Genomic DNA, 14,066 nt, shown 5'->3' on the forward strand with positions numbered 1-14,066 from the left:
ACGGATAAAAGCGCGCGTCTAAAAATTTTAATTTTTGGTGCGGTTTATTCTGACAACTTCTTTGAGACGCCGGAGACTGCGCATCACTTGCGCGAGATGATGTCTGTTATTCACTTGAATGATAAAGCGCATGTGCATGTAATCTCCCTCGCTTTCCATGGCAATATCGTCAATATTGGAATCGGCTTTGGCAATCTCAGCTGCGACATGTGCAAGTACGCCTTGTTTATTGGCAGTGGTAACTTTGATGCTGGCTTCAAAAGTTTTAGAGATGTCTTTACCCCATGTCACATCCATGAAGTTATCGGAATTCTTTTGACTGCTGGTGACATAGTTGCAATCAAATGTATGGATGATAAGACCCGAGTCTTTTTTGAAAATGCCAACGATGGTATCACCGGGGATCGGGCGGCAGCATTTTGCAAATTGAACGGTAACACCTTCGGTGCCAAGTATGGTAATCGGTCCCGCGCTTTGTTGATTGGAAATGGATTCAGGCGATGCTAATCGTTTTGCCACAACAACCGGTAATTGCTTGCCCAAAGCCATTTCAGCAAATAGCTCATCTTTGGATTTGACGCCACTGTCGCGAACCAGTTTATCCCATTGCACATCGCTGATGGTCTCAGGATTGATATTAAATGAGAGCAATGCTTGAATTAACATACGTTCACCCAATTTGACCGACTCGTCGTATTGGATGGTTCTGAGGAAATGGCGGATGTGCGAGCGGGCTCTGCCGGTTGCAACATAACTCAGCCACGCAGGATTCGGTTTTGCGTACGGCGCGGTCACAATTTCAACCCGATCGCCGCTTTTGAGCTGAGAACGCAGCGGCGCATTCTCACCGTTGATTTTAGCAGCGACACAACAATTACCTACATCGGAATGTACTGCATAGGCAAAATCCACCGCGGTTGAGCCTCTTGGGAGTGTCAATATTTTTCCTTGCGGTGTGAAAACGAAAACATCGCCGGGAAATAAGTCAATTTTTAAGTGTTCCAGAAATTCTAGTGAATCGCGGGATCCACTGAGTGTTTCCAGCAAACTCTGCAACCACTGATTGGTTTTTGAGTGTAATTCATTGAAATCAATATCCGAGCTCTTGTAAAGCCAATGTGAGGCGACGCCGTTCTCGGCGATCCGATGCATTTCAGCGGTACGAATCTGAATTTCGATGGGGATGCCATAAGGCCCCAGCAGCGTGCTATGCAGTGATTGATAGCCATTGGCCTTGGGAATTGCGATGTAGTCTTTGAATTTTCCGGGTATCGGCTTGTATAAGCTGTGTAACATGCCCAATGCGATATAGCAGGACGGGATGTCTTTGACGATGACGCGAAAGCCGTAAATATCCAGCACTTCGGAAAAAGATAAATGTTTCTCGACCATTTTCGTGTAAATGCTGTAGAGGTGCTTCTCGCGGCCGCTTATTTCCGCTTCCAATCCGGCATCTTTTAGTTTTTGTGTAATGGTTTCGAGAATTTTTCCTACGACTTCCCGGCGGTTGCCGCGCGCCGCTTTCGTGGCTTTAATCAAAACCTTATAACGCAACGGGTATGAATAGCGGAAGCCCAGCTCTTGTAATTCTTGATAAATGGTATTCAGTCCCAGACGGTGCGCGATCGGGGCATAAATTTCGAGTGTTTCGCGGGCAATACTGCGTTGTTTCTGCGGCAGCATGACCTCCAGCGTGCGCATATTGTGGAGCCGGTCTGCTAATTTAATCAGGATAACGCGTACATCCCGGGCCATCGCCATCAGCATCTTGCGGAAATTCTCCGCTTGCGCTTCTTCCTGCGTCTGGAATTCAATTTTTGTTAGTTTGGATACACCGTCAACCAATTCCGCAACCGGCTCTCCGAATCGTTCGCTGATTTCGGCTTTGGAGATATCGGTATCTTCCACGACATCATGCAACAACGCGGCTGTTAGCGTCGGCGTGTCGAGATGCAGTGTGCTGAGTATCCTTGCGACCGCGACTGGGTGAGAAATATAGGGTTCGCCCGATTTCCGGAATTGCCCGGAATGCGCGCCTTGCCCGAAAGAATAGGCGTTGCGGAGCTGCGCGATATCTTCCGGTTTGAGATATTGGGATGATTCAGAAAATAATAACTCTGCTTCTGGCATGACGTTTTAGATGTAGATTCGCATCCGGCAATAACTTTAGCGCGAGTGAATCGCTTTTTGCAGACCCGTTCTTAAGCTGCTGATAGGTTAGAAGTTTCCAGATATTGAGGCAATGTTGGGATAAGCCGGATAAAGCGGCTAATTTTTGGAATTGAGGATATCGATCCCGATTTTTCCTTGAGACAATTCGCGTAATGCAATGACTGTCGGTTTGTCTCGCCCCGGATCAACAAGCGGTGCAGAACCGATAGCGAGTTGCCTTGCCCGTGTCGTTGCTGTTAATGTCATTTCAAATCGATTAGGAATCAGTTTTAAACAATCGTCTACTGTAATGCGTGCCATGGATCTTCCCTTTTAGTTAAAAAATTTGATGATAAATTTTACTATATTATCAATGTAAGCATGAATTAATGCTTGAGTAATACTGATTGTTCGTTTGTGCGAATATTCTTCGATGCCGGGGTAGTACTGAAAATCCGCTTCCTTGATTATTCCGTAGTTGCAAGTCAGGAGAATTGCGCAATTAATTCAGAACAATTGATTAATTGACGGTTTTGTTTTAAATGTTCGGCTTTTACAATGCTTGCCAGGTCGCTGAGCGCGTGCTCAAGGATATCATTGATAATCACATAATCATATTCGGCGATATGACTGATTTCCTCACGAGCGGCCGCCAATCTTTTTTGGATAATTTCCGGATTGTCTTGCGCTCTCGTTTTTAATCGGGTTGCCAGCACCTCGACAGAAGGCGGAATAATGAAAATTCCAACGGCTTGTGGAAATAGCCTGCGTATTTGCTGAGCACCCTGACAATCAATTTCCAGCAGAATATCTTGCCCGGACGAGATGATTTTATTGACCCACTGCTGAGAAGTACCATAAAGATTGCCATAAACCTCAGCACTTTCAATAAATTCTCCATTGAGCTGCATTTCACGGAAGGTTTCCGTAGTGACAAAATGATAATCGCGGCCATTGATTTCTGCCGGGCGCGGCGGCCGGGTGGTATGCGAAATCGAAAGAGCGAGATTGGGATTTGATTGCAGTAAGGCTCTAACCAGGCTTGTTTTTCCGGTACCGGATGGCGCGCTAATGATAAATAAACAACCGTCTGTTTTAATCATTTGAAGTATTGTCGCTAATGATCGATCCGGGATTAATTATTGATCCGGCCATTAAATAGTTTTAAGCGGCATATTTTACATATGGATCTTGGAAGTAAGAAGCAACACGCTCTGGATTGTTCTCCAGCATCGTCATGTGATCGTTGGCAGCGTTACGCAATTTTTCCTTGGTACGCGTCGGCACTTTAGAACCGATAGCCTGTTTCAAATCTGAATTTAATCGCTCTTCTGGATTTAATTCCGGACTGTAGCTGGGCAAATAAAAGCATTCGATTTTTTCCTTATTTTCTTCCAGCCAAGCCTTTACTGGTTTGCTGTGGTGTACTCTCAAATTATCCAGGATCAAGAACACTTTTTTCTCCGTATCTTTGATCAGAAGCTCAAAAAACTCAATGAGCCGATCCGAATTGAAATTGCCATCGATAATCTGCCACCGTGCACAACCTTTGTTTGTCACTGTGGCAATCATTGACAGTCGTTGTCGTGTACCAGGCGCATAGGCTACCGGCGTTTTTCCCTTGGGTGCAAAACCACGTCCTCGCACATCCGTGTTGACTAGTGCTGTTTCATCACCCCAGTGAATTTCACCGCCTTCAGTTCGAGCGCGTCTGGCTATCTCCGGGTATTGCTCATTGAGCCATTGCTTTACCGCTTCCGGGCGTTGTTCGTAAGCACGCCGGATCGGCTTCTGCGGGGTAAACCCCCATCGTTTAAGGTAGTGCCCCACCGTACGTATCGGCATGGATAGGCCACATTCCTGCTGGATTAACTGACTCACCGCGCCACGATTCCACAATGCAAAATCCATCTTCAGTTGCTCAGGACGCTTATCGCAAATAAGCCGTTGCAATCTCAACTCCTGCTCTTCGCTGAGGCTGCGCTTGTCACCCACGCTTCGTCCCCGTCTACCAGGTTTTAGTCCAGCTGCGCCAGCTGTTTCATAAAGTCGAATAATCTTCTTCACAGCCGTGTCGCTCAGTTCCGTTATTTGCGCTATTTGCACAGAAGTGCTGCCTCGCTTGTAAAGACGAATCACTTGCCGCCGCCGTTCATGCAGCGCTTCATCCTTTAAGGTTCTTGCATCTATTTTCTCCATTCTTCTATGGGCATGCAATATCACTCAAAGTTCAAACTATTTATTGGCCGGGTCTATAGAATTAAAAGCCGTAAGTGCCTGACCTTTCAATGTTCTGATTAATCTTGTCTCTTCTGAAGAAATACCTTCCGGTGCTTCGACATCACGATCAGCATAGAAAAGTCCAATTGGTTTCTGACGGGTAACTAAAGGAAGAATCATAAAACTGCGTGCGTCGGGCAGTGAATCCTTATGCCATTGCGGGATAAGCTTACGAATTTTGCAAGTAGAAGCATCGGAAATCAGCAAATCTGCATTTTTCTTCAGAGCGCCGTGAAACAAATCAATAGAGGGCGTGACCGGAAAATTGAAAGCTTTTTGATAAGTCATGTTGTTTTGTCCGAGTGAACTTCGCGCGCGATACTGGTTAATTTTAGAGTCTAGTAAACAAAACGTGATAAAGCGGAATCCCAGGCTATTATAATAAGTTTCGAGCACAAGCATAACCAAATCATCAAGTTTATAGTAACCGGAAGCCATGATTTCCGCTACGTCTTGAATTCCCGATAGCAGCAAGGTGGATGCATTATAGGGCTTACCGCTGGGATATCGTTGAGTAATTTGATGATGATCGTTTTGGTCCGTTCCGAGTATCAAGTCTGTCAATGCATCTTCTTCATTCTCCGGGCTAAATTCAGTTGGCGACGAACTCGGTTTGTTCGTTCGTTTATTTTCTAATGCGATTAGATCCGTATCCATTAATAGCGCATAGGTTTCTTCGCCGGCATTGGCAATCAATTGATCCAGTTTTATAGTGTCGAGACACAATGCTTTACCAAAACGGCTAAGAAGCTTTTCTTTACAGGCTGGATTGTTAGTCTGCGTCCATGTCAACACAAGCGGCGCAGCTTTTTCACTGAATTCTGCGGCTTGCTGCATCCATTCGTGTTTGCTTTTTGCCAGATTGAGATTGCCGCCGGGCCTATTTTTGAGCGCCTGGATAATACTGCCGGGAATATTCCAGTTTTCTAAAATGTTTTCGGTCAACGTTTCCAGATTGAAGCCTAATATTTGCATGGCCGCCTGCCACGGCGTATGGGCGCCTTGTGCAATCAATGCCGTCATTTTTTGATAGTGCTCGGGATCATAAGCGGCGAGTAATAACCGGCCAAGATTTTTAAAAAGCGCAACCACGACTATTTCTTCGGCATCACCAAATTGGCTGTGTTTTGCTAGTTCCCGGCTTACCATGCTGGCGGCCAAAGTATGAATCAACTCGGTTCGAACATGCTCGACCTGCTTTCCTGACATGCCATCGACAAGCAGCATGGCTAGCGCACAGTTTTTGACAGAATTAAAACCCATTAGAAAAATTGCTTTAGTAACACTGGTGATAATTTTATTGGAAGACGGTCTGAATGCAACGGAATTGGATAAACGCAGAATCTTTTGTGTTAATGAAACGTCGGATAAAACAAAATAGGATAGCTGGCGGATGGATTCATGATCGGAAGATGATAGTTGCACGATACGAGAAATGGAGCTGCCCAGCGTCGGAAGATCGGGGTCGTTAGCAATAGCTTCAAGTAAGCTGGTTTTAATCGTTGCGGTATTCGCGGCGGTTACAGCCGGATCATGCGATGAGCCATGTGGTGTAAAGGGTGTATGTATTGATCGCATCGTCGTATTCTTTTAGAGATATGCTTAATTGAAATAACAAATCCGGATAAACTGAATCAGCCAGTGTATTTAAATAACTAAGAAGTCTAAATATTTAATGCCATTAGATATCGGCATGGCGATCTGGTTATTAATAAGAAATGTAGATCGCGTTTCGATAAGTATCGTCAAAAAGAAAATACAAACGCATGCGTCAGAAGAAATTCTGCGAATGAATTTCTTCTTTCGGAAAAATGGCAGAGTTAAAAGTTTTTAAAATGGACTCGATTTGCGGCTTTGCTTGATCGTTGCTGCACGACATCGACAGCTGGGCGGAAATCAAAAATAACGCAATTGCGGTTATCTTGAAACAACTAAGCGCGGCCTTCGGAAAGGCCGTGCTATTTTCGAGGCTGGCGATGCTTGAAGAATCCTTTTCCTGGAATAATTGATGATGGATGCTATCGGAGTTCTTTACGGACTTTTTCTATGAGTCCGTTCAGAGTCTTGATGGTATCCTGCGGGGTGCCGCCCATTCGTCCGCTGGTGATGTATTTGCCATTAACGATCAGAGCGGGAACTCCATTGAGTTCGTATTGACGCGTCATTTGTGTCGATTTGGCAACGAGATTCTGCACGGTGAAGGATTGATAGGTATTTTCAAATTTTTTCCTATCGAAACCTTGTTTTTCAACCCACTCGAATAATACCGAATCGTTATTCAAATCAATTTTATCGCGATGGATCGCATCGTAAACTTTATCATGCAAAGTACCGGTAATCCCCATCTCTTCGATGGTGTGAAATATTTTTGCAGCCGGAACCCAGTTAGCGCGCAGAATCGCGGGAACATAGCGGAAGTTAACATCCGCCGGAAGATTGGCCAGCCAGGTGGCAAGATGGGGATGCAAGTTATAGCAATGCGGACAACCGTACCAGAAAAACTCCAGAACTTCGACTTTGCCGGTATTTTCAACGGGTATCGGCTTGGCGAGAACAGCGTAATCTTTGCCTTCAATGATTTCGGATTGGGCGTCAGGAACAAAAACAAAAGAGAAACCTAACAACAAGAAAGCTGAGAGAAACTGACGTCGCTTCATTTTTACTCCTTCAATAAAGTTTGAAAGTAAGAGAAAAGTAGTTATCGGTGAGGCGTATTTTGAAACAGTGCGCTAAAAAGATTATTGATCCGGCCAGATGAAGTTTGAAGTTTCAAGCGGCATATTTGACCCTCGGATCTTGAAAGAAGCTTTTGACCCGTTCGGGTGATTGTTCAAGTTTAACCATGTGTTCGGTGGCAGCGAGTTTGAGTTTGGCCTTGGTGCGCACCGGCACTTTCGTCCCGATGGCATGCTTGAGGTCGGCATTGAGGCGTTCCTCCGGATTCAGTTCCGGGCTATAGCTGGGCAGGTAGAACAGCTCGATTTTGTCTTGTCGTTCAGCGACCCATGCCTTGACCTGTTTGCTGTGATGAACCCGCAGATTGTCGAGAATCAAGAATACCTTCTTCCCGGCATCCTTGATCAGCGCTTCGAGGAATTCGATCAGCCTGTCGGCGTTGAAGGCCTCGTCGATAATCATCCAGCGTGTTTTGCCCTGATTCGTCACTGCGGCAATCATCGATAGCTTCTGTCGCGTACCACCAGCCGCGTAGGTGACTGGCGTCTTGCCTGCCGGAGCATAGCAACGACCGCGCACATCGGTATTGACCAAGGCGGTTTCATCGCCCCAGTGAATCTCGCCGCCTTCCGCCTTGGCGCGCTTCTCAATTTCCGGGTATTGCTCGTTGAGCCAGGCTTGTACGGCTTCAGGCCGCTGCTCATAGGCCTTCTTGATCGGCTTCTGGGGAGTGAAACCCCAACGTGACAGATAGTTGCCTACGCCGCGCACCGACAGCTTGATGCTGTACTCCCGCTCTATCAGTTGCATGACCGCCGCCCGATTCCACAGCGCAAATTCCATCTTCAGTTGCTCCGGACGCTTGTCACAAATGATCTTGCGGATGGCTTGTTCCTGCTCCTCTGTCAGTGACCGCCCTTGACCAGTACGCTTGCCTCGCATCCCTGGCTTCAGGGCGGAAAATCCGCCTTCTTCATACCGATCTATCGCAAACCGAACTGTCGGATACGAAAGCCCACTGAGCTCAACAATTTGCATCACGCCGTAGCCCTTGCGATGCAACCGCACCACTTGCTTGCGCCGTTCATGCAGTTGCTCCAGCGTCGAATATCTTGCGTCGTCTTTTTCCATTTCAACAAGATGGGGGGCGATTCATAAATTTCAAGTATTATTGTGCCGAGTCAATAGTTACGGATTTATTGAATTCTCACAAATTGAGCTTCTATTCCATTCTCCTTCAATGAGACATTGGCTCGATCGGCGTCCGTCCGATTATTGAAGGGGCCAACTCGAACCCGGTACCACATGCCTCTATCCGCCAGATCGATCGGTTGAACCGTGGCGAATAAGCCCAACAACGCCAATCGTGCTTTAAGGTTTTCAGCTTCATCGTTTTTCCGGAACGACCCTGCTTGCAGAAAAAATTTCTCATGAGACGGCGGCGTAACACTGACAGGAGGAACAGCCGGTGGCGGCGCAGGCTCTGCAGGAACAATGCGTGGCTGAATTGCTGCGACTTGCGGAGCGGGTTCCGGTGGTGTTATGACCGGCGTGGGGCGCGGCGGCGCCAGTAGCGGTGTCGGCTCAACAGGTTTAGCGGGTTTATTGATAACCTCCGGCGTTTTGACGCTGACGGGTGGCTCAACCGGTGGCGGCTCGGCAGCCGGCCGGTAGTGATGATCGATTTCCGGTTCGTCTACGCCGGGTAATATTTTATAGAAATCAAACTTTGGTTTTTCTTCGACTAAATGAACCGGTTCTTCTTTCTCTGCTTTTTCCGGAGGGGCGGACGCCTCTACAGTCGATTGTTTTTGATGGATCTCTGCCGAACTGGGCACTTTCTCAGTTGCGAGAAAGGGATTCGGGCCGTAGTTAAAATACACCCAGATACCGATGGCGCTGGCAAGTCCCAATGCATAACCCACAAATCCGCCCAAGAATGCCGAGCCGCTTTTTTCCGGTGACGATCGGGCAGGCTTGCGGGATTTATAATCTCGACTCATGAATATCCTTCAGTAATTTTTGGTTACATTTTATCAGGCGCGCTGACACCGAGTAATGTCAAACCATTATTTAACACTTGGCGGACGGCTGCAATTAGTGCCAAACGAGCGTATTGCAATGGAATTTCCGGTACCAGAAAACGCGTTGAATTATAGTAGCTATGAAATTCGCTTGCCAGTTCGCGGAGATGGAAGGCGATCAGGTGTGGCGAGTATTCGCGTGCAGCCATCTCTACAGTATCCGGAAAATCGATGAGTTTTTGTAACAACGCCAATTCAAGCGGGTTCGTCAGAATCGTGGTATCCGCCGAGACCAGTTCGTCTACTTGACCATCCCATTGCGCCAGAACGCTGCATACCCGCGCATGTGCGTACTGCACATAATAGACCGGATTCTCGTTGCTTTGCGATTTCGCCAAGTCTAAATCGAAGTCCAGATGCTGATCGCTTTTACGCATCACATAAAAAAAACGAGCCGCGTCTTTACCAACTTCTTCGCGTAGTTCCCGTAAAGTGACAAACTCGCCGGAGCGTGTCGACATCGGTGCTTTCTTGCCGTCGCGATAGAGCACGGCGAATTGCACCAAGGCAATTTCAAGTTTTGCCGGATCCAGTTCAAGTGCTTGCAAAGCACCTTTTACCCGTGGGATATAGCCGTGATGATCGGCACCCCAAATATTAATGACTTGATCAAAGCCGCGTTCAAATTTATTCAGATGGTAGGCTATGTCTGAAGCGAAGTAGGTAAATTGACCATTATCGCGTTGTACGACGCGATCTTTTTCGTCGCCGAAATCGGTTGAGCGAAACCAGATTGCGCCATCTTGTTCGTATAGGTATTTTTTGTCCTCGAGCAATTGCATGGTGCGAGCAACGGAACCATTATCGTACAGCGATTGTTCCGAAAACCAGATATCGAATTCAACGCCGAACTCCATCAAATCGTTGCGGCAATCCCCAAGTTGCTCGGTCAGCACGAAATTATGAAAATACGCATAATCTTGACCCAGGATTTTTTTGGCATTGGCGATTAATAGATCCAGATGCTCATCGGTTGTAACTACGGTCTCTAATACTTGGATAGGCAGACCATCCAGTAATAATGCCGGTTGGTGGACATACCGTTCTGCATGCGCCTGGAAGATTAATTGCGCCATGGCGCTTACATAGCTTCCTTGATACGCGTTTTGCGGGAATGGTATGTGGATATCGTTGAGTTCCAGATACCGCAGCCAAGTGGAAAGTGTCAGTATATCCATTTGGCGGCCGGCGTCATTGACGTAGAATTCCCGCGATACATTGAAACCCGCTGCTGACAGAACATTTGCAAGGCTCGCGCCATAGGCGGCACCGCGGCCATGGCCGACATGCAACGGACCGGTCGGATTCGCGGATACAAATTCCACTTGAATTTTTTTACCTTGCCCAGAATCGCCATGGCCATAGGCGGCTTTGCTTTGCAGTACCTGATGCACGTATTGCTGCTTGGCGGCGTGGGTTAAAAACAAATTGATGAAGCCGGCGCCGGCGACTTCCACCTTATCCAGATACGGCGATGAGGGGAGAGCAGCAATCAGCAAACTGGCAACTTCGCGGGGATTTTTGTGCAATGATTTGGCCAATTGCATGGCCAGATTGCAGGAATAGTCGCCATGACTGGCCTGTTTGGTACGGGTTAATTCTATGCGCAGCACCGTATCCGGGGATGTGATGGCGCGAGCCGCTTGTTCTAAAAGTCCGGAGAAATGGGTTTTGAAATTCGGGCAATCACAAGAAGTCATGGTTTAGGGAATAGCGTTATCAATTTGGTTGGTATAGCCGGAGATTGGAATCGGTTGTAGCCGGTATTTTACCAGGTCGCGGTATCAAGCCAAAGATTGTTGGCGGTGGGTTTCAAATAAACAGATCCCAGCGCTGACCGCAACGTTCAAACTTTCCACTCCGCCAAGCATGGGAATGCGTACCAATTGATCGCAATTTTCCCGTGTCAAGCGGCGCATGCCTTTCTCTTCGGAGCCGAATACCCACGCGACGGCGCCTTTTAATTGAAAATGAATCAGATCGTGTTCGGCGTCTTCTGCAGTTCCGTAAATCCAAACATTCCGGTCTTTCAATTGTTGGAGCGTGCGCGCAAGATTGGTGACCGCGATATACGGCACGGTATCGGCGGCACCGCTGGAGACTTTGTAGACCGCGGGCGTCAAGCCGACTGCCCGGTCTTTGGGAGCAATCACGGCATGAACACCGAATGCATCGGCCACGCGCAGGCACGCACCTAAGTTATGCGGATCCTGAATCCCGTCCAATACCAGCAATCGCGCTGGTTCGGTCAAGCTATCGAGAATATCGTCAAGGTCGAAATGCTGGTGTGTCGCATCAATACTCGCAACCACACCTTGGTGACGATGACTGCCGGTAATCTCGGCCAGTTTCGCGCTGTTACTGGCGGTAATACGGATTTTGTGGTTTCCGGCAAGCTGCAACAGATTTCGCGCGCGATGATCATCGCGCGTTGCATCGATGATGATTTCTTTGATACTGCCGGGATTTTGCCGCAAACGGCTGGTGACGGCGTGAAAACCAATAATGAAGCGGATACCTGACACAGTTCGGTTAATTGAGAGTTGGAAGCAGTGAATGCGTGATCACGAAAAATTGCTGGGTAATATTGTATGGTAAATTCAAGCCATTAAGGAGCTTTCTTTTTTTTAACGCGCTCTTTTGCTTGAGATCGCTTCTGTTTCTTCTCAGCCTCGATCAATACAAAATCAATTTTGCTGGTTTCCAGGTCGACGCGGACTACTTGCACGCGTACCCGGTCGCCAAGCCGGAATTGCTTGCCGCTGCGTTCGCCAAGCAGCATGTGCTTTATCGCATCGAAGTGAAAATAATCGCTGGGCAGATCGGAAATATGCACCAATCCTTCGACATACACTTCGTCGAGCGCCACAAACAAACCGAATCCAGTTACGCTGCTGATAACACCATCAAAACATTCGCCGATTTTATCTTGCATGTAAAAACATTTGAGCCACGCTTCGACGTCACGCGTGGCATCGTCGGCGCGCCGTTCGGTCATGGAGCAATGCTGACCGAGCATATTCCAGTCACCCGGTTGATAGATTTCACCATTCAAAACAGCTTTGATTGCCCGGTGAACGAGCAAATCGGGATAACGCCGGATCGGCGACGTAAAATGCGTATAAGCATCGTAAGCCAAACCGAAATGTCCGGTCAGATCGGGGCTATAGATGGCTTGCCGCAAAGAACGCAGCATGACTGTTTGCAACAATTGCGCATCCGGTCTGTCTTGGATTTTAAGCAATGTTTGCGCATAGTCTTTGGCGCTGGGTTTATTCTTGCCGCCGAGTGGAATGCCGAATTCTTTCAAGAAATTCCGCAGTGTTTCAATTTTCTCGGGAACCGGACTTTCGTGAATGCGGTATAACGTGGTCTGGCCGTTCTTTTGCAAAAAATCCGCCGCGCAAACATTGGCTGCCAGCATGCATTCTTCGATTAAACGGTGCGCATCGTTGCGTTGTACCGGTACGATTTTTTCGATTTTGCCCTGATCGTTGAAAAACATCTGTGTTTCAGTCGTTTCGAAATCAATGGCGCCACGTTTCTTACGTGCTTTCAATAATGCCTTGAAGAGCTTGTCGAGCAATTGCAAATGCGGCAGCAATTCCGCATATTCTTCGGCTTCTTGGCTACTGTTGTTTGCCAGCATGGCGGCGACGCGGGTATAGGTTAACCGGGCGTGAGACCGCATCACGGCAGGATAAAATGTGTAATCGATAATCTCGCCGCTGGTTTTAAAACGAATTTCGCAAACCATGCATAGCCGTTTCTGGTTTGGATTCAGTGAACACAACCCATTCGATAAAACTTCAGGGAGCATTGGGATTACGCGCCGCGGAAAGTACACCGAGTTGCCGCGGGTATAGGCTTCCTGGTCGATTGCGTCACGTGGTTTGACATAGTGGCTGACATCCGCGATGGCGACGAACAACCGGTAGTCTTTGCCATCCTTCTCGCAATACACAGCGTCGTCAAAATCTTTCGCAGTTTCACCGTCGATGGTCACCAGCGGTAACTGACAGAGATCCCGGCGCCCCGACCATTCTTTCTTCAGCACATTTTTCGGAAATTTCGCTGACAATTTGCCGGTTTCGGGAGAAAACTCGTAGGGGAGATCGTGTTTGCGCAGCGCGATTTCAATTTCCATTCCCGGCGCGGTGTAGTTACCCAGGATCTCAACAATTTTGCCGATCGGTTGCGCGTGTTTATTGGGTTGTTGAATGATTTCCACCATCACAACCTGACCGGCTTTGGCTTTTAACGAATGTTCCTTGGCAATCAGGATATCCTGGCTGATACGTTTATTTTCCGCGACGACAAACAAAATCCCGTGATCGATATGTAACCGCCCAACCAATTTTGTATTAGCCGATTCCAGTATCTCGACAATTGCCGCTTCACGGCGGCCACGCCGGTCCAAACCAATTTCGCGCACGAGAACCCGGTCGCCGTGTAGCGCTTTGTGCATTTCCTTGGCACTTAGATACAGATCGCTGCTGCCATCATCGGGGATTAAAAAACCAAAACCATCCGGATGTCCTTGCACCCGGCCTTTGATCAAATCCAGCTTTTCCATCACGCAAATATCGTCTTTGCGGTTACGGAAAATCTGACCTTCGCGCATCATTGCCGCCAATCGGCGGCTAAACAATGCCTGCTCTTTTTTTGTAATCGATAGCAGTTTGTATAGTGTTTGCTCGGCAACCGGAATGCCTTGTTGCTTCAAAATCTGCAAGATATATTCGCGGCTTGGCAGGGGCTGCGGATAACGTTCTTTCTCCCGCTGGAGAAAGGGATCCAGATCACGCAATTTTTGCTTCTTGTTATTTGACAAAACAGTGATTTCCTATAGAATGACGCGTTTTCCGGCAGCCT

At 47.7% G+C, this 14,066-nt stretch carries 11 protein-coding genes; all 11 read right to left on the minus strand.

Features of this window, described 5'->3' with window-relative positions; genetic code table 11:
• Positions 1–27: 27 nt before the first annotated feature.
• The 11 genes from RBH92_RS06795 to rnr all read right to left on the minus strand — a co-directional run bounded on the left by RBH92_RS06795 (position 28) and on the right by rnr (position 14,025).
• Positions 28–2,130, minus strand: a complete 2,103-nt coding sequence (locus RBH92_RS06795; RefSeq protein WP_292924537.1) for a RelA/SpoT family protein — start codon at positions 2,128–2,130, stop codon at positions 28–30.
• A gap of 138 nt (positions 2,131–2,268) precedes the next feature.
• Positions 2,269–2,472: a DNA-directed RNA polymerase subunit omega gene (rpoZ, locus tag RBH92_RS06800; RefSeq protein ID WP_307933837.1), complete on the minus strand. Its 204-nt coding sequence runs from the start codon at positions 2,470–2,472 to the stop codon at positions 2,269–2,271.
• A gap of 164 nt (positions 2,473–2,636) precedes the next feature.
• Positions 2,637–3,254: a guanylate kinase gene (gene gmk / locus RBH92_RS06805; protein WP_307933838.1), complete on the minus strand. Its 618-nt coding sequence runs from the start codon at positions 3,252–3,254 to the stop codon at positions 2,637–2,639.
• A 61-nt stretch (positions 3,255–3,315) separates the two neighbouring features.
• Complete coding sequence (locus tag RBH92_RS06810; RefSeq protein WP_307931601.1) at positions 3,316–4,350, minus strand: IS630 family transposase; 1,035 nt, start codon at positions 4,348–4,350, stop codon at positions 3,316–3,318.
• Between the two features lie 36 nt (positions 4,351–4,386).
• Positions 4,387–6,009 carry an HDOD domain-containing protein gene (locus RBH92_RS06815; protein WP_307933839.1) on the minus strand — a complete coding sequence of 541 codons (1,623 nt, stop codon included), beginning with the start codon at positions 6,007–6,009 and terminating at the stop codon, positions 4,387–4,389.
• 440 nt (positions 6,010–6,449) lie between these two features.
• Entirely contained in the window at positions 6,450–7,088 is a 639-nt protein-coding gene (locus RBH92_RS06820; RefSeq protein ID WP_307933840.1) for a thiol:disulfide interchange protein DsbA/DsbL, read from the minus strand.
• A 112-nt stretch (positions 7,089–7,200) separates the two neighbouring features.
• Positions 7,201–8,238 (minus strand): IS630 family transposase, encoded by a 1,038-nt coding sequence (locus RBH92_RS06825; RefSeq protein WP_307931811.1) that lies wholly within the window; start codon positions 8,236–8,238, stop codon positions 7,201–7,203.
• Between the two features lie 65 nt (positions 8,239–8,303).
• Positions 8,304–9,110, minus strand: a complete 807-nt coding sequence (locus RBH92_RS06830; RefSeq protein WP_307933841.1) for an SPOR domain-containing protein — start codon at positions 9,108–9,110, stop codon at positions 8,304–8,306.
• A gap of 23 nt (positions 9,111–9,133) precedes the next feature.
• On the minus strand, positions 9,134–10,891 hold the full coding sequence (gene argS / locus RBH92_RS06835) for an arginine--tRNA ligase (protein WP_307933842.1): 1,758 nt from the start codon (positions 10,889–10,891) through the stop codon (positions 9,134–9,136).
• Positions 10,892–10,975: 84 nt separating this feature from the next.
• Positions 10,976–11,716, minus strand: a complete 741-nt coding sequence (gene rlmB / locus RBH92_RS06840; protein WP_307933843.1) for a 23S rRNA (guanosine(2251)-2'-O)-methyltransferase RlmB — start codon at positions 11,714–11,716, stop codon at positions 10,976–10,978.
• 83 nt (positions 11,717–11,799) lie between these two features.
• Positions 11,800–14,025, minus strand: coding sequence for a ribonuclease R (gene rnr / locus RBH92_RS06845; RefSeq protein WP_307933844.1), 2,226 nt, complete (start codon positions 14,023–14,025; stop codon positions 11,800–11,802).
• Positions 14,026–14,066: the final 41 nt, after the last annotated feature.

The organism is Nitrosomonas sp. sh817 (genome assembly GCF_030908545.1).
Taxonomy (GTDB): Bacteria; Pseudomonadota; Gammaproteobacteria; order Burkholderiales; family Nitrosomonadaceae; genus Nitrosomonas.

Excerpts from the sequence above, each read along its gene's own strand:
- argS (WP_307933842.1), bottom strand. The coding sequence starts at position 10,891 with ATGACTTCTTGTGATTGCCCGAATTTCAAAACCCATTTCTCCGGACTT.
- RBH92_RS06830 (WP_307933841.1), bottom strand. The coding sequence starts at position 9,110 with ATGAGTCGAGATTATAAATCCCGCAAGCCTGCCCGATCGTCACCGGAA.
- RBH92_RS06820 (WP_307933840.1), bottom strand. The coding sequence starts at position 7,088 with ATGAAGCGACGTCAGTTTCTCTCAGCTTTCTTGTTGTTAGGTTTCTCT.
- rpoZ (WP_307933837.1), bottom strand. The coding sequence starts at position 2,472 with ATGGCACGCATTACAGTAGACGATTGTTTAAAACTGATTCCTAATCGA.
- RBH92_RS06825 (WP_307931811.1), bottom strand. The coding sequence starts at position 8,238 with ATGGAAAAAGACGACGCAAGATATTCGACGCTGGAGCAACTGCATGAA.
- RBH92_RS06815 (WP_307933839.1), bottom strand. The coding sequence starts at position 6,009 with ATGCGATCAATACATACACCCTTTACACCACATGGCTCATCGCATGAT.
- gmk (WP_307933838.1), bottom strand. The coding sequence starts at position 3,254 with ATGATTAAAACAGACGGTTGTTTATTTATCATTAGCGCGCCATCCGGT.
- RBH92_RS06810 (WP_307931601.1), bottom strand. The coding sequence starts at position 4,350 with ATGGAGAAAATAGATGCAAGAACCTTAAAGGATGAAGCGCTGCATGAA.
- RBH92_RS06795 (WP_292924537.1), bottom strand. The coding sequence starts at position 2,130 with ATGCCAGAAGCAGAGTTATTATTTTCTGAATCATCCCAATATCTCAAA.